At 71.6% G+C, this 21,740-nt stretch carries 18 protein-coding genes; 7 read left to right on the top strand and 11 right to left on the bottom strand.

Features of this window, described 5'->3' with window-relative positions:
• The first annotated feature begins 26 nt into the window (after positions 1-26).
• From ACQP0P_RS29020 to ACQP0P_RS29005, 4 genes are all read left to right on the top strand, one after another.
• Positions 27-1,586: a condensation domain-containing protein gene (locus ACQP0P_RS29020; RefSeq protein ID WP_433360220.1), complete on the top strand. Its 1,560-nt coding sequence runs from the start codon at positions 27-29 to the stop codon at positions 1,584-1,586.
• A 591-nt stretch (positions 1,587-2,177) separates the two neighbouring features.
• A complete protein-coding gene (locus ACQP0P_RS29015) occupies positions 2,178-3,446 on the top strand; it encodes a hypothetical protein (RefSeq protein ID WP_433360217.1) in 1,269 nt (422 codons plus the stop codon).
• 95 nt (positions 3,447-3,541) lie between these two features.
• Complete coding sequence (locus tag ACQP0P_RS29010) at positions 3,542-4,186, top strand: amino acid-binding protein (protein ID WP_433360214.1); 645 nt, start codon at positions 3,542-3,544, stop codon at positions 4,184-4,186.
• Positions 4,187-4,410: 224 nt separating this feature from the next.
• Positions 4,411-5,154 carry a hypothetical protein gene (locus ACQP0P_RS29005; protein ID WP_433360211.1) on the top strand — a complete coding sequence of 248 codons (744 nt, stop codon included), beginning with the start codon at positions 4,411-4,413 and terminating at the stop codon, positions 5,152-5,154.
• A 73-nt stretch (positions 5,155-5,227) separates the two neighbouring features.
• Here the strand turns inward: ACQP0P_RS29005 and ACQP0P_RS29000 are convergent, their stop codons facing one another.
• Complete coding sequence (locus ACQP0P_RS29000; protein WP_433360208.1) at positions 5,228-6,520, bottom strand: ABC transporter ATP-binding protein; 1,293 nt, start codon at positions 6,518-6,520, stop codon at positions 5,228-5,230.
• 295 nt (positions 6,521-6,815) lie between these two features.
• On the opposite strand from ACQP0P_RS29000, the gene ACQP0P_RS28995 reads away from it, so the two are divergent.
• Positions 6,816-7,880: a LacI family DNA-binding transcriptional regulator gene (locus ACQP0P_RS28995; protein WP_350920523.1), complete on the top strand. Its 1,065-nt coding sequence runs from the start codon at positions 6,816-6,818 to the stop codon at positions 7,878-7,880.
• 91 nt (positions 7,881-7,971) lie between these two features.
• Positions 7,972-8,895: a carbohydrate kinase family protein gene (locus ACQP0P_RS28990; protein WP_433360205.1), complete on the top strand. Its 924-nt coding sequence runs from the start codon at positions 7,972-7,974 to the stop codon at positions 8,893-8,895.
• A gap of 140 nt (positions 8,896-9,035) precedes the next feature.
• On the opposite strand, the gene ACQP0P_RS28985 is transcribed toward ACQP0P_RS28990, so the two are convergent.
• From ACQP0P_RS28985 to zwf, 6 genes are all read right to left on the bottom strand, one after another.
• Positions 9,036-9,362, bottom strand: a complete 327-nt coding sequence (locus ACQP0P_RS28985; protein WP_433360202.1) for a cupin — start codon at positions 9,360-9,362, stop codon at positions 9,036-9,038.
• A 69-nt stretch (positions 9,363-9,431) separates the two neighbouring features.
• Positions 9,432-10,049 carry an AAA family ATPase gene (locus ACQP0P_RS28980; RefSeq protein ID WP_433360199.1) on the bottom strand — a complete coding sequence of 206 codons (618 nt, stop codon included), beginning with the start codon at positions 10,047-10,049 and terminating at the stop codon, positions 9,432-9,434.
• 666 nt (positions 10,050-10,715) lie between these two features.
• A complete protein-coding gene (gene eda / locus ACQP0P_RS28975) occupies positions 10,716-11,333 on the bottom strand; it encodes a bifunctional 4-hydroxy-2-oxoglutarate aldolase/2-dehydro-3-deoxy-phosphogluconate aldolase (protein ID WP_433360196.1) in 618 nt (205 codons plus the stop codon).
• Complete coding sequence (locus tag ACQP0P_RS28970) at positions 11,330-12,286, bottom strand: glucokinase (protein WP_433360193.1); 957 nt, start codon at positions 12,284-12,286, stop codon at positions 11,330-11,332. Before ACQP0P_RS28970 ends, eda begins: the two co-directional genes overlap by 4 nt.
• Positions 12,287-12,329: 43 nt before the next feature.
• A complete protein-coding gene (gene edd, locus ACQP0P_RS28965; RefSeq protein WP_433360190.1) occupies positions 12,330-14,198 on the bottom strand; it encodes a phosphogluconate dehydratase in 1,869 nt (622 codons plus the stop codon).
• A 50-nt stretch (positions 14,199-14,248) separates the two neighbouring features.
• The gene (gene zwf, locus ACQP0P_RS28960; RefSeq protein WP_433360187.1) at positions 14,249-15,724 is read right to left on the bottom strand and encodes a glucose-6-phosphate dehydrogenase; all 1,476 of its coding nucleotides are present in this window, start codon (positions 15,722-15,724) and stop codon (positions 14,249-14,251) included.
• Between the two features lie 146 nt (positions 15,725-15,870).
• Between zwf and ACQP0P_RS28955 the strand changes: the two genes are divergently transcribed.
• Positions 15,871-17,073 carry an ROK family protein gene (locus ACQP0P_RS28955; protein WP_433360185.1) on the top strand — a complete coding sequence of 401 codons (1,203 nt, stop codon included), beginning with the start codon at positions 15,871-15,873 and terminating at the stop codon, positions 17,071-17,073.
• Positions 17,074-17,112: 39 nt separating this feature from the next.
• On the opposite strand, the gene egtD is transcribed toward ACQP0P_RS28955, so the two are convergent.
• The 4 genes from egtD to egtA form a co-directional block, all read right to left on the bottom strand.
• A complete protein-coding gene (gene egtD, locus ACQP0P_RS28950; RefSeq protein ID WP_433360182.1) occupies positions 17,113-18,093 on the bottom strand; it encodes an L-histidine N(alpha)-methyltransferase in 981 nt (326 codons plus the stop codon).
• A 153-nt stretch (positions 18,094-18,246) separates the two neighbouring features.
• On the bottom strand, positions 18,247-18,963 hold the full coding sequence (egtC, locus tag ACQP0P_RS28945) for an ergothioneine biosynthesis protein EgtC (protein ID WP_433360180.1): 717 nt from the start codon (positions 18,961-18,963) through the stop codon (positions 18,247-18,249).
• Positions 18,964-20,325, bottom strand: a complete 1,362-nt coding sequence (gene egtB / locus ACQP0P_RS28940; RefSeq protein WP_433360178.1) for an ergothioneine biosynthesis protein EgtB — start codon at positions 20,323-20,325, stop codon at positions 18,964-18,966. It abuts the gene before it with no gap.
• Between the two features lie 70 nt (positions 20,326-20,395).
• Positions 20,396-21,673: an ergothioneine biosynthesis glutamate--cysteine ligase EgtA gene (egtA, locus tag ACQP0P_RS28935; RefSeq protein ID WP_433360175.1), complete on the bottom strand. Its 1,278-nt coding sequence runs from the start codon at positions 21,671-21,673 to the stop codon at positions 20,396-20,398.
• Positions 21,674-21,740 lie beyond the last annotated feature (67 nt).

The following is a 21,740-nucleotide window of genomic DNA, read 5'->3' as shown; positions in this document are numbered from 1 at the left end:
CGAGACCGAACCCGGCTGGAGGAAGAATGACCGCGCAGAGCACCGAGACGGAGCTGGGCGCCCTGTGGCGTCAGGTGCTCCGTGTCCCCGAGGTCGCCCCGGGCGACAACTTCTTCGAGCTGGGCGGCGACTCCTTCAGGGCCGCCCAGTTGGCCTCCCTGATCGGCGACCGCCTGGGTGTGCCCGTCACCCCGGCCCTGGCCTTCGACCGGCCCGAACTGGGAGGACAGGCCCGCTGGATCGACGACGCCCGCGCCTCGGCCGCCCCGGCCGCCGCCGCTCCGGCGACGGGCGGGGGAGCGGCGCTCAGCACCCAGCAGGAGGAGTTCCTGCACTGGATGTTCGAGAGCGAGCCGGTCCGCGACATAGGATCCTGCGCCACCGCGATCCGTATCCGGGACGCCCTCGACGTGTCGCTCCTCACCCGGGCGCTGGAGGCGGTGATCGCCCGGCACGAGCCGCTGCGCACCGTCGTCACCGCGTCGGGGCGGGTCCTGGTCGCGGACGAGCTGCCTCCCGAGGTCGCCGAGGTCGCGGCCTCCGGTGACACGCCGTCGGAGCGCGAGCGCGACGCCGAGCGGATCGTCTGGCGCGAGCGCATGCGTCTGGACAGTGTGCTGCGCGGCCCGCTCGTCCGGGCACTGGTGGTGCGCGTCGACGAGGACGACCACGTGCTGGTCCTCGCCGTGCACCACTTCGCCTTCGACGGGTTCTCGCTGGGCGTCATGCTCAGGGAACTGGGCATCGTCTACTCGGCGCTGCGCACCGGCCATCCCAGCCCGCTGCGCCCGCTGCCCGTGACCTTCGCCGACCACTGCGCCTTCGCCCGGGAGCAGTGGCCGCGCAACCGGGCCTACTGGGACCGGGTCCTGGACGGCGCCCCCCGCGACCTCACGCCGTTCCCCGGCCGCCGGGACACCGCCCTGTTCTCCCGGCGCAGGCACGCCTTCGAGATCGACGCGGGGCTGGCCCGCGGGTTGCGGGAGACGGCCCAGGCGCGGGGCGCGACCACGTTCATGGCGGTGGCGGCCTGCTGGACCTGGCTGCTCCGCCAGTGGACGGGGATGACGGATCTGGTGGTGATGTCACCCGTGCCGGGCCGTACCGCTCCCGAGCACGAGGCGCTGATCGGCTGCCTGGTGCAGTCGCTCGTCCTGCGCTTCGACGCCTCGGGAGAGCCCGCCTACTCAGAGCTGCTGGACCGGGTCAGGGAGGTGTCGGTGGGGGCGGTGACACACCAGTTCCACTCCTACCTGGAGACCAGGCTGCGGGTGCCGTTCCCGTCGCGGATCCACTACGAGAGCTTCGGCGCCCCGCACTTCCCCGGCCTGATGTCGGAGGCGTTCCCCTTCCCCCGCGAACAGGAGGGGCTCGACTGGGCGGCGAACCCGGGCGAACTCGACCTCAGCGCTCCCGAGCTGATCGTCGAGGAGCAGCGGGCCGGCTCCATGCTCGCCGCCGTGGTCTACAACCACTACGGGTACGCCCCCGAGACGGCCGCCGAACTCGCCGGGGCCTTCCAGCGCTACGCCCGCATCGCGGTCGAGCACCCGGACAGGCCCCTCCCCGGGCTGGGTATCGGCTAAGGGGGGCGTGCGGGCGGGCCCCTGGTTGTGCGCTACCGCCTGCGGGAAGTTGGGGCGCGGCGGCGCGGGAGGTGGGATCGCCGCGCCGCCGCGCTGCTCAGGGTGGATCCACCGGCCCGGCGTAGTGCTTCCCGAGCCGTCCGGCGATGCGGCGCGCGACCTGCGGCAGGTCCTCTGATGGCGTGGTGCTCGGCGAGTTGCTCGGCGGCCACGGGCAGCTGGCTTTAATCTTGCTCAGGGCTCGCCGTCTCGCCGGAAATCACTCCGGTGTGCCCCCTGACGATGGGCGACCGGTCAGCCTGAGCCGGACATGACGACGCCCCGCCGGTCACCTTCCGGCGGGGCGCTTGCCTCCCTCACACGGGCCGGTACGAGGCCGGGCGACGACTCCGCCCCCGACTGTGACGGGCACTCCTCCCGGCGGCTGGGCCGCGGTGGGATCCAGGCCGTCGCCGACCTGCCAGGAGCACGTAAGTGAAGCGGAGGTAACGGCTGGCTGTGGGTCTGTCCTCACGGATCGCTGACCAAACCCCGGTTGTGCGAAGATCTGCGCCTGACACACCCATGGTGACGGCGATGGAGCGTAGCAGAATGAACTCGACGAGACGGTGGGCCACTCCGGTGGCAGGGGCTTTCCTGGCGGGAGGCATGCTCGTCGCACTACCCGAGGCCACCGTGGCGGCGGCGGGCACCGTGTACTACGTCGATTCCAAAGCGGGAGACGACGCCGCGGCGGGCACCTCGGCTGCGGCGCCCTGGCGCAGCCTGGACAACGTCAACGCCGCCACCCTGGGTCCCGGTGACATCGTGCGTCTCAAGCGCGGCAGCGGCTGGCCGGGGGCGCTGAGGTTGTCCGGCCGGGGCACCGCCGCCGGCCCCATCCTGGTCGAGCCCTACGGCAAGGGTGCGGCCCCGAAGATCAGCGGCAGGGGCGAGGACTGCGTGGTGATCTCGGGCTCCTACGTGCGGGTGGTGGGGGTGCGGGCCAGCAACTGCCGGTGGGCCGGTTTCGAGGTCGGCGGCAGCCGCAACGAGCTTGACCGGATCATCGCCGACCGTAACGTCACCGGGGTCCAGTTCCTCGGCGCGTACAACGTGGTCAAGAACAGCGTGCTGAGCGACAACAACCGCATGAGCGTCAACGACGAGGGCGGTGACAACGACTCCGGCGCCTTCGGCGTGCTGCTCAACGGCGACGACAACCTGGTCACCGGGAACCTGATCACCGGCAGCTACTCGAGCAGCAAGGACTACGGCACCGACGGCGCCGCGGTCGAGGTGTTCAACGGCGACCGCAACCGGATCACCCACAACGTGGCCAGGGAGAACAAGACCTTCGTCGAGCTGGGCGCGCAGAAGGGCAAGACCGCCGAGGGCAACGTCTTCGCCCACAACGTGGTGACCGCCTCGCGCAAGAGCACCTCCTTCCTCGTCACGCGCGGCGCCCGCCACGTGGTCGGGCCGGTGAAGGGCACCATCGCGGTGCACAACTCGGTCTACCTGTCCGCCCGCAGCACCCTCGGCTGGGCCTGCCACGACGGTTGCTCGCCGAACATCCTGAAGCTGCGCAACAACGTCATCGTGGTCGGCGGGCAGGTGGGCTTCGAGGACGGCAAGGGAGCCGATGAGGACGCCGGTGTCTACAAGGGCCGTTCCCTCAAGTTCAAGCTCGGCCCCAGGTCGATCGTGGCCGATCCCCGCTTCAGAAGCCGGCAGGACCTGCGCCTGAGCCCCGGCTCCCCGGCGCTCGGCCGTGCTGTCAAGCTCAACCCCGCCTGGTACGGGGGCGCGAGCCTGGCCCGGGACCTTTCCGGCGCCGCGCTGCCGGTAGCCCCCGCCGCCGGAGCATATCAATCCTGATTTTTACCTGTTTTGGGTCTTAGTCTGGACATCTCCCCGGAACCTTCGTGAAACCTGGCTAGGACAGTCTGGTGCGCAGAGCGAGGTGATCGGTGATGATGTTGCGGCTCCGTGTTTCCTTCCCCGACAGGCCGGGTGCCCTGGGCCAGGCGGCCCGGGTGCTCGGCACGCTGGGCGCGGACATTCTCCAGGTGACGGTCCTGGAACGTGAGGTCGGCCGGGCGGTGGACGACTTCACGGTCTCCTGGCCCGGCAGCGTGGACGCCGAGACGGTCAGGGACCGTCTCTCCGGCGTCCCCGGGATGAGGGTGGAGGGCGTCTGGCCCACCCGTGAGATCCCCGGCGCGGCACCGGACTACGACCTGCTCAAGTACGTCGCCGCCGATCCGGGCAGGGCGCTGGCCACCCTCGTGGACGCCATGCCGGACCTGGTGAGCGCCGAGTGGGCGGTGACCATGTCCTCGGAGAGCGGAGAGTTCGTCCACCGCAGCTGGCAGGCGCCGGCCGGCCTCGACGGGACGGACGGTCTCCCCGGTGTCAGGAGGGCGGACCTCGCTCCGCTGCGACCGGCCGTCCTCGGAACGGACGATCACCAGCTGATGAGCATTCCGGTGCCGGAGATGAGCCTGCACCTGGTCCTCGCCCGCACCGACGGCCCGCCCTTCCACCGTGTCGAGCTGGACCGTGCCATCCGGGTCCTGGAGATCGTCTCCATCATGGGGCGTGCCTCCCGGGCCTGAGTGTTTCCGATATGTCGGCTATTGGGTAGAAAGCGAGAAGTGGTGTGCTGCCACTTCCCGCGACCGTGCCTCGCCGTCCGTCGCGACCGGCTCCGTCGGGGCCGTCCGGCCACGGCCTGGCAGGAGGGTAACCACCGCGCACGTCCGCGTCGGCTCTCCCCCCGATAGACAGCGCAGGTCATATCGGTACCGGGCCCTCGCGGGTCCGCGAGGAGGGCAGCCTGATGCCTAACCGCCACCACACCGTGGCCATGAGCCTGCTGGGGCTCTGCCTGGGAACGAGCACGGCCTGCGGGAGCGGGGACTGGATCGCCGAGGTAGGGGTTCCCGCCGGCCCCGCCCGAAACTCCAGCCCCGGGCAGAGCGCCGAAGCCACCACGAGCCCAGGTTCCGTGAGCCCCACTCCCGGGCGGAGCACCGGTGCGGCACCCGTTCCCAACGGTTTCAAACCGATCGGAGGCCCCGCCAACGGCGTCAGCGTCGCGGTCCCGAAGGAGTGGGTCGCGATCGACCTGACCAAGGATGACCTCAACAAGGGGCTGAAGAGCAGCGGACTGTCCGGCCCCACCCTGGAGCAGGCCAAGAAGAGCCTGCAGACCCTGGTCGACAACAAGGGAATCTGGGCGGCGGACCCCGAGTCGGCCAAGACCTCCCCGAACGGGTTCCCGACCAACCTCAACGGCTTCTGCCAGGCCGGGCGGCAGATCTCGACGGAACAGCTGATCAAGGAGACCAGATCCCAGTTGGAGCAGCTCAAGGCCAAGGTCATCGCGGCGGGGAAGGTGACGATCGGCTCCAGGGAGGCGGCACGGATCGTCTACACCTTCCCGACCAACGGCGTCGACGTCAAGGGCGCCCAGTACTACGTGCCGACCGAGAACAAGACCTGCATCGTGACGCTCAGCACCGACGCCGACGGCAAGCAGGAACTGTTCGACCGGATCGCTCAGACGATCCGGCCGGTCTGACGGCCGCTGAGGATCCGCAGCGGCCGCCACGGCGTTGCCGGGCCCACGATCGCCCTTCCGGTGGCGCTCCGGATCAGCGCTGCGGAGGGTCGATGCGGGCGCCGTCCATGGTGAAGAGCATCAGGCGGGTGACGTCGACCCCCACCCTGGCGGACTCGCCGGCCCGCCAGACCGGGCGGGAGCCGAGGCGGACGATGAGGTCGGCACGGCGGTGGTGGCCGCTGACCTGCTCCTGCTCCTGCTGCGGCTCGGCGTCGGTGTCGAAGAGGTTGCCGGGGATCAGGCGGCGCAGGACCGACCGGACGCGGCTGCCGGCGAGGGGGGAGGCGCCCAGGCCGCTCGTCCCGCGGCGGGGGTCCGGCGGCTCGGGCACGGCCACGGAGGTCAGGCCACTCTCGACGTAGGCGAGCCATTCGTGACCGTGGTACTCCAGGGCACGGACGCGGCCGAGGAAGGTCGGCCCCTCGAAGGTGTCGGGAACCGGGGCCAGGCAGTCAGGGCGCAGGCCGACGATGATCTGGTGGCCGACGTGCTGGGAGATGACGTACGCCCTGGGATCGGTCCAGGGGATCATGATCTGGTGCGGGCCGAAGTCCAGCAGGATGAACTGGTTCTGCGGGGTGCGGACGGTGGCCGCGAGCAGGTTGAGCTGCTGGGAACTGAGGAAGGCCGCGGTGAAGGCGGTCGCGGGGTCGTTGTACACCTGGGCGGGGGTGCCGACGTCCTGCAGGACGCCGCGGTTCATGATGGCGATCCGGTCGGCCAGGGTCAGCGCCTCGACCTGGTCGTGCGTCACGTAGATGGTGGTCACCCCGAGGGAACGGACCAGCGACGAGATCTCCATCCGGAGCTCGGTGCGCATGCCCGCGTCCAGGTTGGAGAGTGGCTCGTCCATCAGGAAGAGCGAGGGCTGGCGGACGATCGCGCGGCCCATCGCGACGCGCTGGCGCTGGCCGCCGGAGAGCGTTCCAGGGCGCCGCTCCAGGGTCTCGTCGATGTGCAGCGCCTTGGACAGCTCCGTCACGCGTTCCCTGACCATCGTGGGGTCGGCCTTGGCGATCTCCAGCGGGAAGGCGATGTTGCCGCGCACGGTCCGGTGCGGGTAGAGCGCGCCGTTCTGGAATACCATCGCCACGTCACGGTCGCGGGGAGCGAGGTCGTTGGCGAGCGTGCCGCCCAGCCACAGGTCCCCTTCGGTGACCTCCTCCAAACCCGCGATCATCCGGAGCAGCGTGGACTTGCCGCAACCGGAGGGCCCCAGCAGAACGAGCAACTCTCCGTTTTCCGCGCGCAGGCTCATGCGGTCGACCGCAAGGTATCCACCCGGGTATACCTTGCTCACATTGTCGAGGACGACGGTACTCATGCTCGCTCGTTCCTCCCGGGGCGCCCCCGCCCGGATCCAGCCGTGTGATTGATGAGGTAGTACATCGCGACACTTGCCTGTGTGTCCATAGATGTCGTTAGAAATTGCTTATCTGATGGTTACTTCTACGTTCCCTGATGTGACGGTCAGTCGTGACCGGAGAGCTTTACTCGAATGCCACTACGGGGGTTGAGATGTTACAGTTTGCGAAAAGTTGCAGAAACGAATTTCACGGCGGGTGTCAGATGCCGATCGGCTTGCGCCTGATTCGGCCACATGGTGGGGTGGCTCATTGATGGACGGTGAACTCGCGCAGACCTCACGCTCCCGCTCCGACGGGACGGCGATTCGGCTGGCCGACATCGCCGCGCAGGCCGGGGTCAGCGAGGCCACGGTCAGCCGGGTGCTCAACGGCAAGCCCAGCGTGTCGCAGGCGACCAGGCAGGCGGTGCTGACCGCGCTCGACCTGATGGGGTACGAGCGCCCACAGCGGTTGCGCCAGCGCAGCAACGGGCTGATCGGCCTGGTCACCCCGGAACTGGACAACCCGATCTTCCCGGCGTTCGCCCAGGCCATCGAGAAGGCGCTCACCCAGCACGGCTACACCCCGGTGCTCTGCACCCAGCTGCCCGGTGGCGCTCCCGAGGACGAGTTCACCGAACTGCTGATGGACCGCGGGGTCAGCGGCATCGTCTTCGTCTCCGGGCTGCACGCCGACACCACGGCCAAGATGGACCGATACACCCGGCTGACCGAGCGCGGGCTGCCGATCGTCCTGCTGGACGGCTACAGCGAGCGGATCGACGCCCCCTTCATCTCTCCCGACGACCGGGCCGCGGCGCGGCTGGCCGTTCAGCACCTGGTCGACCTGGGTCACGAGCGGATCGGCCTGGCCGTGGGGCCACGCCGGTTCGTGCCGGTGATCAGGAAGATCGAGGGGTACCGGCGGGCGATGGCGCAGTTGCTGGGGGCGACGGAGGTCGACGAGCTGATCTCGCATTCGCTGTTCTCGGTGGAGGGCGGGCAGGCGGCGGCGGCGCAGCTGCTGGCGCGCGGTTGCACGGGGATCGTGTGCGCGTCGGACCTGATGGCGCTGGGGGCGATCCGGGCCTGCCGGGACCGGGGGCTCTCGGTGCCGGGGGAGGTGTCGGTGGTGGGGTTCGACGACTCGCCGCTGATCGCGTTCACCGACCCGCCGCTGACCACCGTGCGCAAACCCATCGGCGCGATGGCCTCGGCGGCGGTGGCCACCCTCCTGGAGGAGATCAACGGGGTCCGCGCCAAGCACGTCGAGCTGATGTTCCAGCCCGAGCTCGTCGTGCGCCGCTCGACCGGTTCAGGCCCGCTGGTCAACCGCTAGCTCGTCCACGGTCGCCGCCGGACCTCGCGGTACCGCACCGCGTTTTCTCCCCGTGGCCGGAGCCCGGGGTCTCCACACCCAGGGAGATTCGATGAACAGTGGTCACGACGTCGTCGTCATCGGCGGCACCGGGGTCGACACCACCGCCTACGTGCCCTCGCTGCCCCTGCCGTACGCCGACACCTACGCGGTCCCCCCGGTGGTGGACCGGATCGGCAACACCGGCAGCGGGGTCGCCCTCGGCTGCCACGCGCTCGGGTTGAGGGTCAGGCTGGTCGACCTGATCGGCGACGACCCGCAGGGCCGCTTCATCCGGGCCCATTTCGAGGCCAGGGGGGTGGAGACCGGCTGGGCGCCCGCCCCGCAGGGGACCCGGCGCAGCATCCTGCTCGTCGGCCCCGACGGGCGGCGCACCTCGCTGTTCGACCCGCGCGCCGCGGCGGGCGAGCGGCTGCCCAGGGAGCTCTACCTGGACGCGGTCCGCGTGGCCCGGCACGTCCATGTGTCGATCACCGACTTCTCCCGGCACGTCTACCCCGACCTGGGCCCCGGGTCCATCTCCACCGACCTGCACGATTGGGACGGCGAGAACGACCACCACAGAGACTTCGCCTACTCCTCCGACCTGGTCTTCCTGTCGGCCACCGCTCTCGGCCCGCGCCGCGACGAGGTCATGCGTGACATCCTGGCGCGCGGCCGGGCCAGGGCCGTGGTCTGCACCGAGGGCGCGGAGGGCTGCCACGTCCTCGACGAGAACGGCCTGCGAGGCTTCCCCGCGGCACCGCTTCCGGGGCCGGTGGTCGACAGCAACGGCGCCGGGGACGCGTTCGTCTCCGGCGTACTGTACGGCCTGCTCTCCGGGCGCTCCCTCGACGACTCCATCCCTCTCGGGGCCCTCGCCGGGGCGCACGCCTGTACGTCGGAGGGCACCCACGAGAACCCCATCGGCGAGCCGGACCTCCTCGATCGTGCCGAGCGGCTCGGCTGCCTCCCGGTATCGGCTGTCCGCCGATGACGGGGCAGGACACCCGCCTCTGCTCGTCTCTCGCCTGACAGAGGGGTCCCCGGGCGGGGCGCCGTGTCCGGTGAACGGGAGCCGTCAGGATCGAACGGACGAGGATGGCGGCCATCCGCCGGGTGTGCCCCGGGCCGGCCTCATTCGGGGATGTTGACGACGCTGGTGAGGATGACCGCCGAATCCTCGCCGGCCTCCAGTGAGTGACGTCGCTGCGGGATCGGGACGGCCTGGCCCGTGCCGACCTCGACGCTCCGCCCCTCCTCGACGATCCGTACCCGCCCGGACAGGACGTGCAGGCTCGCGGCCGGCGGGGCGTCGTGGTCACCGAGGACCGTCCCCGCGGTCAGCGCGATGACCGCCTGGCGTAGCGTGCCCTCGTTGAGGTAGGTGTGGGCGCTACGGCCGTGCGCGCTCTCCCTGGCGAGGGCGAGATGTTCCTCGGCGAGAGCCAGTACGTCGATCATTGAGGTTTCCTCCCGGTCGTTCTGAACCTGCCCTGGGTGAGGAATGCGCAGCGCCAGGCGGAGGTAAAGTCATCCGTCCCGGGTGGGGGGCCGTTCGCCGAAGCGGATGGCCCGGAGCAGGTCCGCGGCGGGACGGTCGAGGATCGTGACGCCCGTGGCCGGCGGGAGCACGCCGCCGCGGGCGCGCTCGATGAGCACCCGCCAGCGGCGGCAGTGCCGGGCGAAGGTGGTGTCCGTGACGACCCGGCCGCGCGAGAGTTGTCCCTCGCGGGCCGCGCTCGGCTCCACGTCGAGCAGGATCAGGTGGATCTCGCTGCCGACCGCGCGCGCCAGCCAGGCGAAGCCGTACAGGATGTGCGGCCAGGTGCCGCGGGTGTGCGCGACGACGCCGTGCCCCCGCAGCAGGGCGCGGGCGATCCGCGCCACATGGGTGGTGTGCACGATCGGGGTGCGGGCTCGCGGGGGGATCGGGCCGAGATAGCGGGCCCACCAGTTGCGGGACTGGCGGGAGTCGATGACGCGGACCTCCCCGGCGCGGACCGGTTCCCGCTCGTCGCCGCGCAACCCGTACAGCCGGTCGAGCAGGGTGCTCTTGCCCGCGCCGGGGAGCCCCGCGAGGAGCACCAGCGTCCCGGCCGGATAGCGCAACTCCTCGACGGAGGACCGGCCGGCCGATGTGGTGGCCATCGCGTGCACCTCGCAGGAAAGGGGACTTCTCCCATCATGCGTCCCGGGGCACCGCCTCGGTGGAATCCGGTTCGCCGCCGATTCGGCGGGCACCGGAGGGGACTGCGCCCGGGCGGAGGAACGCCGGGAAGGTGGTACCTGCGGGAGACCGTCGGTGGGCATGCTCACTCCTCGAATGCGCTCGGTCATTCGAGGTCTCCTTCACCCGCACCTCGCGGGCAACCGTCCGGGGACACCACAGGGCGTCCGTACTGACCGGGGCGGCTCTTGGGAAGTACTCCCCTCGTTCGTTCAAGGGTAGGGGAATCCGGGCGGTGGCGTGGTCACCGGAAGGAGACTCTCCGGTAAACGCGCGGCGCCGGCACCTTTTGGCGGTGGGGCGCCGGCGCCGCCCGCGAGGCCCGGGGCCCTCGTGCCCGTCGGCCGTTCGTCAGTAGCCGGAGCCGTTGAACCGGCTGATGAACCCCTTGCCCCGCCCGGCCACCGACCGTTTCCCGGTGGCCGGAACCGGCCAGGAGCCGGCCGAGCGGAAAAGGGATGGCCCATGGCCGCCGGGTAGGGCGGCCATGGGCCTGATCTCACGAGCGTCACACCGGGTCACGGCCGGCTCATGACCGCGGGCGAGCCAAGGGAGGACAGGCACGCCCACGGAGTCCTGCCGGCGAGCTAGCGGCGGAGGGCGGCCGCCTCGGCGGCCAGCTTCTCGATCCGCGGGTAGTCACCGGTGGCGAGCGCGTCGGCGGGAGTGAGCCAGGTACCGCCCACGCAGCCCACGTTCGGCAGCGCCAGGTAGTCGGGGGCGGTCGCGAGCCTGATGCCGCCCGTCGGGCAGAACCTGATCTGCGGCAGTGGGCCGCCGAGCGCCTTCAGGTACGGCAGGCCGCCGGCGGCCTCGGCCGGGAAGAACTTCATCTCGGTCACCCCGCGCTCGGCCAGCGCCATGACCTCGGACGCGGTCGCCGCGCCGGGCAGGAACGGCACCCCGCAGGCCTCAAGGGCGTCGACCAGTTTCGGGGTGGTTCCCGGGCTGACCAGGAAGGCGGAACCGGCCGCCACCGAGGCGGCCACGTCGGCCGGGGTGCGGACGGTGCCCGCGCCGACCACCGCCTCGGGGACCTCGGCGGCGATGCGCGCGATGGCGTCCAGGGCGGCGGCGGTGCGGAGGGTGACCTCGATGGCCGGCAGGCCGCCCGCCACCAGGGCGCGGGCCAGGGGGACCGCGGTCTCCGGGTCGTCGATCACGACCACCGGGATGACGGGGGCGATGTCGAGCAGGCTACTCACACGTACTCCAGGTTGGACAGGTGCTGGTTCAGCCACGCCGCCGCGCCGACCAGGGCGGGTTGTGGGGCCACGATCAGCGTGGTGGCGATGCCGGAAAGGTAGTCGTTCAGGGTGGGGGTGGCTTCGAAGCGGCGGCGGAAGTCGCTGGAGCGGACCCGGTCCACGATACGTGGCAGCACGCCGCCGCCCAGGTAGACCCCGCCCCGGGCACCGAGGGTCAGGGCGACGTTGCCGGCGAAGGTGCCGAGCATGGCGCAGAAGACCTCGATGGTCTGCGCGCACAGCGAGTCGTCCATCCGGGCCACGATGTCGGAGGCCGACAGCCTCGGCGCGTCCACCCCGCGGACGAGGGCGATCCCCCGGTGCAGGCGCGACAACCCCGGCCCGGAGAGCAGGTGCTCGGCCACCACGTGCTCCATGCCGTCCGCGCGCAGCGCCCGGACGATCTCGTGGTCACGCTCGTCGAGGAGCGGCATGGTGACGTGGCCGCCCTCCCCGGGGATCGGCACCCAGCCCTCGGCGGTGGGCACCAGGCCGCCCACGCCGAGGCCGGTTCCGGGCCCGAGCACGGCCTTGACGCCGCGCGAGGGCTCCGGGCCGCCCAGACAGACCAGGTCCTCGCCCCGCAGGTACGGCAGGGACGCGGCCAGGGCCTCGAAGTCGTTGAGCAGCCAGGCGTTCGGGATGCCCAGCTCGCTCACCGACCCCGTCCACCCGGCGTTGGTGAGCCGGTAGCGGTCGCCGTCCACGGGTCCTGCGATCGCGATGCACGCGGCTCCCGGCCGAACTCCGCCCGCATGGTCTGCGAGATAGGCGGCTACGGCTTCGGGAAGGCCGTCGTGTTCCGCGCCCGCGAGCACGGCCACGGTATCGGGCCGGCCACCGGCCTCGGTGACCAGTCCGAACCGGGCGTTGGTGCCGCCGACGTCCGCGACGAGCCAGGGAAGGCTCACCTGATCTCCTTCGCGGGCCGTACCGGGGAGACGGTGTGCGCGATCATGCCCGGCCGCCGTTCGCGACGGCCTCGGCGTGGCCGTTCAGGGGGAAGATGCCCGCGCCGCGCTCGGCCGGGCCCGCCGCGCGGCGGAAGGCGCCGAACAGCTCGCGGCCGGTGCCCACCCACTGGGCGTCGGTGAGCGGCGCGCCGTGCGGGGACCGGGCGGCCAGCTCGTCGGCGGGGACCAGCAGCTCCAGGGTGCCGGCGGCGGCGTCGAGGCGGATCGGGTCGCCGTCCAGCACCAGCGCGATGGGGCCGCCGTCGGCGGCCTCCGGCGACAGGTGGATGGCGGCGGGGACCTTGCCCGACGCGCCGGACATGCGGCCGTCGGTGACGATCGCCACCCGCTGTCCCCGGTCGAGCAGCACCGCCATCGGCGGGGTGAGCTTGTGCAGCTCGGGCATGCCGTTCGCGCTCGGTCCCTGGTATCGGATGACCGCGACGAAGTCCTGCCCGTCGAGCTCGCCCGCGTCGAAGGCGCGCAGTAGCTCCAGCTGGTCGTCGAAGACCTTGGCGGGGGCCTCGATGACCAGGTGCTCGTCCTTGACCGCGGAGACCTTGCTGACCGCGCGCCCCAGATTGCCGTTGAGCATGTGGATGCCGCCGTCGGCGGAGAACGCGTCGGAGACCGGGCGCAGCACGTCCAGGTCGGTGCTGCCCTCGGTGCGCTCCTCCCAGACCAGCTCGCCGTCCTTGAGCTCGACGGCCGAGCGGTAGTGGTCCAGACCGCGCCCGGCGACGGTCAGCACGTCGCCGTGGAGCAGCCCGGCGTCCAGCAGGTCGCCGATGAGCACCTGCATGCCGCCCGCGGCCTGGAAGTGGTTCACGTCCGCCTGGCCGTTGGGGTACATGCGGGTCAGCAGCGGCACGACCTTCGACAGCGCGGCCAGGTCGTCCCAGAGGAGTTCGATGCCCGCCGCCGCGGCGATGGCGACGATGTGCATCGTGTGGTTGGTCGAGCCGCCGGTCGCCAGCAGCGCCACGCAGGCGTTGACTATCGCCTTCTCGTCGACGACCTCGCCCACCGGGGTGTACTCGTCGCCGTGCGCGGTCAGTTCCACCGCCCGCCTGCCCGCCGCCTTCGTCAGGGCCTCGCGCAGCTCGGTGCGCGGGTTGACGAAGGTCGAGCCCGGCAGGTGCAGGCCCATGACCTCGATCATGACCTGGTTGGAGTTGGCGGTGCCGTAGAAGGTGCAGGTGCCGGGGGAGTGGTAGGACTTCGCCTCGGCGTCGAGCAGTTCGTCCCTGCCGACCTTGCCCTCGGCGAACAGCTGCCGGGTACGGGCCTTGACCTTGTTGGGCAGGCCGGAGGTCATCGGCCCGGCGGGGACGAACACCGCGGGCAGGTGGCCGAAGTGCAGCGCCCCGATCAGCAGGCCGGGAACGATCTTGTCGCAGACGCCGAGCATGAGGGAGGCGTCGAACATGTCGTGTGAGAGCGCGATCGCGGTGGCCATCGCGATGACCTCGCGGCTGTAGAGCGACAGCTCCATGCCCGCCCGGCCCTGGGTGATGCCGTCGCACATCGCGGGCACGCCGCCGGCGAACTGCGCGACACCGCCGGCCTTTCTGACGGCCGCCTTGAGGATCGCCGGGTAGGTCTCGTAGGGCTGGTGCGCCGAGAGCATGTCGTTGTAGCTCGACACGATCGCCACACCGGGCCTGACGCCTGCCCGCAGGTCGCGCTTGTCGCCTTCCCCCACGCCGGCGAAGCCGTGGGCCAGGTTGGCGCAGCCCAGGCTCGCCCTGGCGGGACCGCGCCGGCGGGCCGCCTCGGCCTCGGAGCGCAGCCGGGCCAGGTACGCGGTACGGCTGGGGCGGCTCCGCCCGACCAGGCGGTCCGTCACTTCTTGGATCACGGGATGCATCCGGCCTCCTGCGTCACGGTCGGTTCGGTCTGTGCGCTGTTCCCGGCCGCTCACGCCAGTCCCTCCCCGTGCCAGGTGCGGCCGCTGCGGCCGACGAGTTCGTGAGCCGAGGCGGGGCCCGCGCAGCCCGCCGGGTACGGCTCGGGGGCCGTGCCCCGCGACTCCCACTCGCTGATGATCGGATCGATCCACCGCCAGGCGGCCTCGACCTCGTCGCGCCGCATGAACAAGGTCGGGTTGCCCGCCAGGACGTCCATGAGGAGTCGCTCGTAGGCGTCGGGCACCCGGCCGGTGAAGGTCTCGGCGAAGCTGAGGCCGAGCGGGACCGGCTTGAGCGCCACCTCGCCCGCGCCGGGCTCCTTGGCCATGATGTTCAGCTGGATGCCCTCGCTCGGCTGCAGCCGCAGCACCAGCCGGTTGGGCGTGCTGCCCGGGAAGATCGAGTGGGGCACGTCCTTGAACTGCACGACGATCTCCGAGCAGCGGTACGGCATCCGCTTGCCGGTGCGCAGGTAGAACGGCACCCCCGCCCAGCGCCAGTTCTTCACCTCGGCGCGGATCGCGGCGAAGGTCTCCACTCGCCGGGAGGCCTCGGTGGGGGCGGTGCGGTCGGGCTCGTCGAGGTAGCCGGGGACCCGGGCGCCGCCGGACTCGCCCGCCGTGTACTGGCCGCGTACGGTGAAACGGTCGACCTCGCCGCCGGTGACGGCCCGCAGCGACTGGAGCACCTTGACCTTCTCGTCGCGGATCGACTCGCGGTCGTTGCGCGAGGGTGGCTCCATCGCGACCAGGCAGAGCAGTTGGAGCAGGTGGTTCTGCACCATGTCGCGGAGCGCGCCCGCGTGGTCGTAGTAGCCGCGCCGGCCAGGGGTGCCCACGGTCTCGGCGACGGTGATCTGGACGTGGTCGATCCAGAGGGAGTTCCAGATCGGCTCCAGGAACGCGTTGGCGAACCGGAGCACGAGGAGGTTCTGGACCGTCTCCTTACCCAGGTAGTGGTCGATGCGGTAGACCTGCCGCTCGTCGAAGATGGCGCCGACCTCGTCGTTGATGCGCAGCGCGCTGGTCAGGTCGCGCCCGAGGGGTTTCTCCAGCACCACTCGTGAGGCGGGGGTGACCAGACCCGCGCGGTGTGCCTCCCGGCAGAACGGGCCGAACGTCATGGGCGGGCTGGCCAGGTAGAAGACCCGGGCGCGGTGCTCGTACCCGGCGAGCAGCCCGGTGAGCCTCGCCCACCCGGTCGGGTCCTGGCCGCCGATGTCGACGCTGACGTGGTGCAGGCGGCCGAGGAAGCGCTGCCAGGTGCCCGGGTCGTCCACCGGCACCGAGCCGCGCACCTCCGCGTCCACCTTGCCGCGGAAGTCGGCGTCGTCGAGCCCGCCGCGGGACATCGCGATGACGCGGGTCGCGGGGGCGAGGAGGCCGGCGCGGTCGGAGTGGTAGAGCGCCGGGAGGAGTTTCCGCATGGAGAGGTCACCTGTGCCACCGAAGACGATGAGGTCGGCGGGTTGCGGGGTCTCGGACATGGGGGAGCGCTCCGTGATGATCTACCGAAATTGGGGATAGATCGGACAGTAGCCATATCTTGCGCTCTACACAAGGCGAGTTTTGTCATTTGAGATGAGAAAGTACGACGTTTTCATTTCCTAAGCAGGTGTGGTTCACTTAGCCGATGCCTCGACGTCCCGCTGCCGCGCTGGCCACCAGCGGTGAGGTGCTACGCCTCATCCGCTCCGGTGAGGCGGTCACGCGCGCCGACATAGGGCGCGTCACCGGCCTGTCCAGGCCGGCCGTGTCCCTGCGCGTCACCGAGCTGCTGGAGCAGGGCCTCGTCGTGGAGGACAGCGAGGGCCCCTCCACCGGAGGCCGTCCGCCCACCCGCCTGGTCCTGAACGCCTCGGGTGGCCTCGTCCTGGTCGGCTCGCTGGGCGCGAGCCGCGCGCAGGTCGCCGTCTGTGACCTGGCGGGCGAGGTGGTGGCCCGCGCCGGACTGTCCGTGGACGTGGAGGAGGGCCCTGACGTCGTCCTTCCGCTGGTCATGCAGACCTGGAGTGAACTGCTCGGCGACCGCCCCGCCTCCCTGGTCCGCGGCGTCGGCCTGGGTGTCCCGGCCACCGTCGAGTTCGCGGCCGGGCGCACCGAGAGTGCCCGGATCATGGCCAGCTGGACGGGGGTGGCCATCCCGCCGATCATCGCCGAGCGCTTCCCCGTTCCCGTCCTCCTCGACAACGACGTGAACGTCATCGCCATCGGCGAGCACCGCGCGATCTACGCGGGTGAGGCCGACGACCTGCTGTTCATCAAGGTCTCCACCCGGATCGGCTCCGGCGTCATCGCCGGCGGCGAGATCCTGCGGGGGGCACTGGGCGCCGCCGGGGAGATCGGGCACATCCCGGTCCGCGACGGCGGGGGAGTGCTCTGCCGCTGCGGCAACATCGACTGTGTCGACTCGGTCGCCAGCGGCACCGCGATCCTGCGCGAGCTCCGTGCCCGGGGGCACGAGGTCAAGACCATGGCCGACGTGGTGAGCCTGGTCCGGGCCGGCGACGCGGAGACCATGACCGTGGTCCGCAACGCCGCCCGGATGCTCGGCGAGGTCGTCGCCAGCGCGGTCAACCTGCTCAACCCCGCGGTGGTCGTGCTCGGCGGCGACGTGGCGGAGACCTTCCAGCCGATGGTCTCAGGGGTTCGCGAGGTGATCCACCGCCGCTCGACGGCCCTGGCGACCCGTAACCTGCGCATCGAGCGCAGCCGCCTCGGCCCGGGCGCCGGGATCGTCGGCTGCGCCCACATGGTCCTGGATCACATCCTCTCCCCCGAGGCCGTCGACTCCGCCGTCTGGCAGGCGGTCCGCCCCGTCCGCTCCCTGGCCTGACAGCCCGACTCCGCCGCCCGGCGGTCAGGCCATCAGCGATCAGGTGCCGGCCAGGACGAGGCTGAAGTCACCGGTCGGGTCGGTGTAATGGCTGATCATCCCGAATCCGGCGGTGACCAGCTCTTGCCGCAGGCCCTCAGGGCGGAACTTGGCGCTGATCTCGGTGCGCATCTCCTCCCCGGCCACGAAGGGGACCCGCAGGCCGAGATCGGGAATCCGCACGCGCATGGCGCGGCTCGCGCGCAGCCGCATCTCGATCCACTCGTGCCGCGCGTCGTACAGCGCGACGTGCTCGAAGGCGTCCGGGTCGAAGTCGGCGCCCAGCTCCCTGTTGATCACGTGCAGGACGTTCCGGTTGAAGGCGGCGGTCACCCCGCTCCCGTCGTCGTAGGCCGCGACCAGCCGGTCGGTGTCCTTGACCAGGTCCGCACCGAGCAGGAAGGTGTCGCCGGGGCGTAGCGTGGCGCGCAGCTCCTTCAGGAAGACCTCGCGCGCCGCCGGGGCGAGGTTGCCGACGGTGCCGCCGAGGAAGGCCACCAACCGCCGTCCGGTACGGGGCAGCAGCGCCAGATGCGCCTCGAAGTCGGCGCAGATCGCGCGGACGGTCAGGCCGCGGTAGCGCCAGGCGAGCCACCGCGCGGCGTCGCACAGGGTCGCCCCGTCGACGTCCACCGGGGTGTAGACGCGCAGCGTCCCCGTCGCGGAGAGGGCGTCGAGCAGCAGCACGGTCTTCTCGCTGGTCCCCGAGCCGAGCTCGACCAGGGTGTCGGCGCCGGAGCGCGTGGCGATGTCGAGGGCGTGCCGGCGCAGGATGGCCAGCTCGCGGCGGGTGGGGTAGTACTCGGGCAACCGGGTGATCCGGGAGAACAGCTCGCTGCCGGCCTCGTCGTAGAACCACTTGGGCGGCAGCCACTTGGGCGTCGACGTCAGCCCGGTGCGGACGTCGTGTTCGAGTGCCTGGTGAAGGTGGTCACGGCCGAGATGGTCCACCAGGTGTACGGCTGACTGGCTGACTGACACGGGGCCTCCTGGGGCTGTGGGTCACGGGTCCCGCTCGCCGGTCCGTGACCGGGGTGCTGTGTTCTCCTGTGGTCCGGCTCCTCCCTGTCGCGGTGCTGTCGCGGTGCTGCCGCGACCCTGTCACGGCTCTGTCACGGCTCTGTCACAGCTCTGTCACAGTGGCTGGACGCGCACGCCGTCCGCGGAGGCGAGGACCAGGGTCCGATCCGGTACGGCCTGCCAGCCGGGCCGGTCGTCCAGCGGTTCGCTCGCCACGAGCACGCCGTCGCGCGGGTGGTCCCCGAGGTGGAGAAAGAGCGTGTCGCCCCAGGCGGTCGCGGCGATCGACCGGCCGTCGCAGGCGAGCAGGTTCAGCCGGGCGTCGGGGTCCTTCACCCCGGTGTGGGTGACGACCTCCGTCAGGGCCTTTCCGAGCGGGTCGCCCACGCGCCGCCGGGTGAACACCGCGGCGGCGAGCCACGCCGAGTCGCAGCGGCTCTCCGCGTCCTCGGCGAGTTCCCTGACCGCCTCCCGCGCCACGCGGCCGTTGTGGCTGAGCAGCCACGGCCCGTCGGCGAAGGGCGCGGTCGCGCTCTCCTCGATCGGCATCCCGGCGGTGGCCGACCGTACGGCGGCCAGCAGGCAGCCGGAGCGGGCGACCCGTGCGAGGTCCGTCAGGTTGGCGTCCGCCCAGATGGGGACCGTACGGCGGTAGCGGACCGGTTCGGCGCGGGAGGCGTCGTACCAGCCCATGCCGAAGCCGTCGGCGTTGACGGTGCCGTAGCGCTGCAGGCGCGGGGCGTGGGACTGCCGGAGCAGGCCGTGGCCGGGCTCGTGGATCAGCGAGGACAGCGGACGGGGAGCACCCAGCCAGGCCGCGTGGCGGCACATCTACCGCTGCCCCGGTGAGCGCCCGGAGAAGTGCTCCGGAAAGTGGCCAGGGGATTCCTCCGCTGAGTCCTCGGGGAAGGCCGAGCGGGCACACCGGAAGCCGGAGAAGATCTGCCTGCGGGCAGGACGGTCCCAGTTCCTGAACGTGGTGCGGGCCACGGCCGGGTCGGACGCCCAGGATCCGCCGCGCAGCACCCGGTGTCGAGAGTCGAAGAACACCTCGCTGTACTCGGGGTAGGGGAAGCTGCGGAAGCCGGGGTGGGGCAGGAACCACGAACCGGTCCACTCCCACACGTCCCCGATCATCTGCTCGGTGCCGTAGGCGCCCGCTCCCGCGGGGAAGGCGCCGAGCGGTGCGGGCCGTGCCGCCCTGTGCCCGAGGTTCGCCGTGGCGGGCCCGGGATCGTCGTCCCCCCACGGATATCTCCGCGCCCGCCCGGCCTCGGGGTCCCAGCCACAGGCCTTCTCCCACTCGGCCTCGGTGGGCAGTCGCCTGCCGGCCCACCGGGCGTAGGCGTCGGCCTCGTACCAGCACACGTGCTGGACGGGCTCGTCCATGGGGACGGGCTCGGTCCGGCCGAAGCGGGTACGCCACCAGGTGCCGTCATCGGAGACCCAGAACAGCGGGGCGAAGGCGCGGCTCCGCCGCAGCCAGAGCCGGCCCTGCGGAGACCACCAGCGGGGGTCGTCGTAGCCGCCATCGGCGATGAAGTCCGTGTAGGCGCGGTTGCCGACGGGGAGCCTGTCGATCCAGTAGCCGGGCAGGTCGAGCCGGTGGGCCGGGCGCTCGTTGTCGTAGGCCCACGGCAGGGTGTCGGTGCCCATCGTGAAGGGACCCGCGGGAACGAACACCTCGTCGGACCCCGAGGGCCGGCCAGGTGGCAGTTCGCCGTCGCGGACCAGGCCGGGCGCACCGGACAGCTGCAGGGTGGCGAGCATCGTCTCGTCGTGCTGGTGCTCATGCTGGATCACCAGGCCGAAGACGAAACCGTCCCGGTGCAGGGGGTCGGGACCGTACGGGTCGATCGCGTCCAGGACGTCCAGCACCCGGCCGCGCACGCCCTTGATGTAGCGGCGCGCCTCCATCGGTCCCAGGATGGGCAGGGCCGTGCGGTTCGCGCGCGGATGCCGGAACGCGTCGTACAGGTCGTCGATCTCCGGGCGGAGCGGGGTGATCCCGCCGGCCTGCCGCAGCACCCACAGCTCCTCGTAGTTGCCGACGTGCGCCAGATCCCACACCAGCGGCGACATCAGCGGCGAGTGCTGTCTGACCAGCAGGTCGTCCTCGGCGTCGGTGTAGGCGGTGGACCGGCTCCGCGCGGCGGTCAGCCCGGCGGCGATCCGTTCCTTGAGGTCGCTCATCAGATACCTCCGTGCTGGAGATTCCGCTCCCCGGTCCCGGGCAGGTCCCGAGCCGGCCTTGACGAGGGCGTCAGATCCGTCCTTCCTGGGCCAGCCAGTCGGGCAGGCGCCGTTCCGGTCCGCCGGCCAGGTTCAGCAGGTCGGCGGCCGGGGAACGGCCGGGGCTCACGTGGCGGTTGGCGAACGCGGCGACCTCGCAGACCAGGGCCGGTGTCGCTCCCAGCCTCGGCAGCGCCGCGAGGGCGGCGCGGAAACAGGCGTCGGCGGCCCTGCGCAGCAGGGGGTCGGCCAGGCCGCGGCGTGCCGCCCGCAGCCACATCCCCGCGCACGGCTCGGCCGCGGCCAGCGCCGCGTCGGCCGCGCGGTCGTCCGTCACCAGGGCGTGGGTCACCGCCGCGCACACCGGCCAGCTCGCCGGGTGCTGGGCGTCGAGATAGCGGATCTCCAGCCAGCCGCGTGGCCGTACGGGCGGGAAGAGCGTCGTGGCGTGGTAGGTCAGGTCTGCCAGGGTCGGCGGCCGCGCGGACGCGGTCAGCCGGTCGCGGAAGGTCGAGCCGTCACGGACCGGGCGGTACCGCGCGTCCCCGGGACTCTCCGGGTTCTCCGGGTTCTCCGGATTCTCCGGGCTCTCCGGGGCCTCGCGCACGGCCATGAGGCGGGCGTCGAGCAGGTACTCGGCCCAGTCGGCGGCGGGGTCGCCGCCGGCGGGGACAGCGGCCGTGCGAGTGCGGTCGAGCCGATCCCACACCGCCTGGCGGCCCGACATCCACCCGCACGGACGGCTCCCGCTGAGCGGCGAGTTGGCGAAGGCCGCCACCAGGACGGGACCCAGCAGGTGGGCGCGCTCCCACCGGGTCGCGGGTCTGGTGCCCAGGTCCAGGTTGACCTGGATCGAGGCAGTCGAGCACATCATCAGCGCCCCGTACGGCATGCCGAGGAACTCCGCCATCGCCTCGTACCGGGGCAGGCGCAGCTGCCGCCACGCCGGCCGCAGCGGGTCGAGTCCCACCCCGGCCGGCACCAGGCCGGCGTCCCGCAGCGCTCCGCGCGCGGCGGCCAGATCGGCGGTGAGGCGGGTGATCGCGTCGGGCAGCGAACCAGGTGGCCCGGAGAGCTCCAGCTGGCCGCCCGGCTCGAAGGTCACCACACTCCCGCCGGGTAGCGGCGGCAGGACTTCGGCGATCCTGGTCCACGGAACCTGGCGGGCGGGAGCCGTGCGGTCGAAGACCAGGAACTCCAGCTCGACTCCCAGCTGCTCGCCAGGGGAGGCGAGAAAGCACTGTCGTGCGAAGGCCTCCACGTCCGAGGCGTTCCGGATCAGCGTGTTCTCGGTCGCCAGACCGGTCATCCCCATCCCCTTTCAACATTTATCTGCGGACCTACAGACTTGTGCGATGTTCAGGGGGTGGGCGGTA

The organism is Streptosporangium sp. CA-115845 (genome assembly GCF_050943795.1).
Lineage (GTDB): Bacteria > Actinomycetota > Actinomycetes > Streptosporangiales > Streptosporangiaceae > Streptosporangium.
This window is presented reverse-complemented; position numbering and strand designations above follow the sequence as displayed.

Excerpts from the sequence above, each read along its gene's own strand:
- ACQP0P_RS29020 (WP_433360220.1), top strand. The coding sequence starts at position 27 with ATGACCGCGCAGAGCACCGAGACGGAGCTGGGCGCCCTGTGGCGTCAG.
- ACQP0P_RS29015 (WP_433360217.1), top strand. The coding sequence starts at position 2,178 with ATGAACTCGACGAGACGGTGGGCCACTCCGGTGGCAGGGGCTTTCCTG.
- ACQP0P_RS29010 (WP_433360214.1), top strand. The coding sequence starts at position 3,542 with ATGATGTTGCGGCTCCGTGTTTCCTTCCCCGACAGGCCGGGTGCCCTG.
- ACQP0P_RS29005 (WP_433360211.1), top strand. The coding sequence starts at position 4,411 with ATGCCTAACCGCCACCACACCGTGGCCATGAGCCTGCTGGGGCTCTGC.
- ACQP0P_RS29000 (WP_433360208.1), bottom strand. The coding sequence starts at position 6,520 with ATGAGTACCGTCGTCCTCGACAATGTGAGCAAGGTATACCCGGGTGGA.
- ACQP0P_RS28995 (WP_350920523.1), top strand. The coding sequence starts at position 6,816 with ATGGACGGTGAACTCGCGCAGACCTCACGCTCCCGCTCCGACGGGACG.
- ACQP0P_RS28990 (WP_433360205.1), top strand. The coding sequence starts at position 7,972 with ATGAACAGTGGTCACGACGTCGTCGTCATCGGCGGCACCGGGGTCGAC.
- ACQP0P_RS28985 (WP_433360202.1), bottom strand. The coding sequence starts at position 9,362 with ATGATCGACGTACTGGCTCTCGCCGAGGAACATCTCGCCCTCGCCAGG.
- ACQP0P_RS28980 (WP_433360199.1), bottom strand. The coding sequence starts at position 10,049 with ATGGCCACCACATCGGCCGGCCGGTCCTCCGTCGAGGAGTTGCGCTAT.
- edd (WP_433360190.1), bottom strand. The coding sequence starts at position 14,198 with ATGCATCCCGTGATCCAAGAAGTGACGGACCGCCTGGTCGGGCGGAGC.
- zwf (WP_433360187.1), bottom strand. The coding sequence starts at position 15,724 with ATGTCCGAGACCCCGCAACCCGCCGACCTCATCGTCTTCGGTGGCACA.
- ACQP0P_RS28955 (WP_433360185.1), top strand. The coding sequence starts at position 15,871 with ATGCCTCGACGTCCCGCTGCCGCGCTGGCCACCAGCGGTGAGGTGCTA.
- egtC (WP_433360180.1), bottom strand. The coding sequence starts at position 18,963 with ATGTGCCGCCACGCGGCCTGGCTGGGTGCTCCCCGTCCGCTGTCCTCG.
- egtB (WP_433360178.1), bottom strand. The coding sequence starts at position 20,325 with ATGAGCGACCTCAAGGAACGGATCGCCGCCGGGCTGACCGCCGCGCGG.
- egtA (WP_433360175.1), bottom strand. The coding sequence starts at position 21,673 with ATGACCGGTCTGGCGACCGAGAACACGCTGATCCGGAACGCCTCGGAC.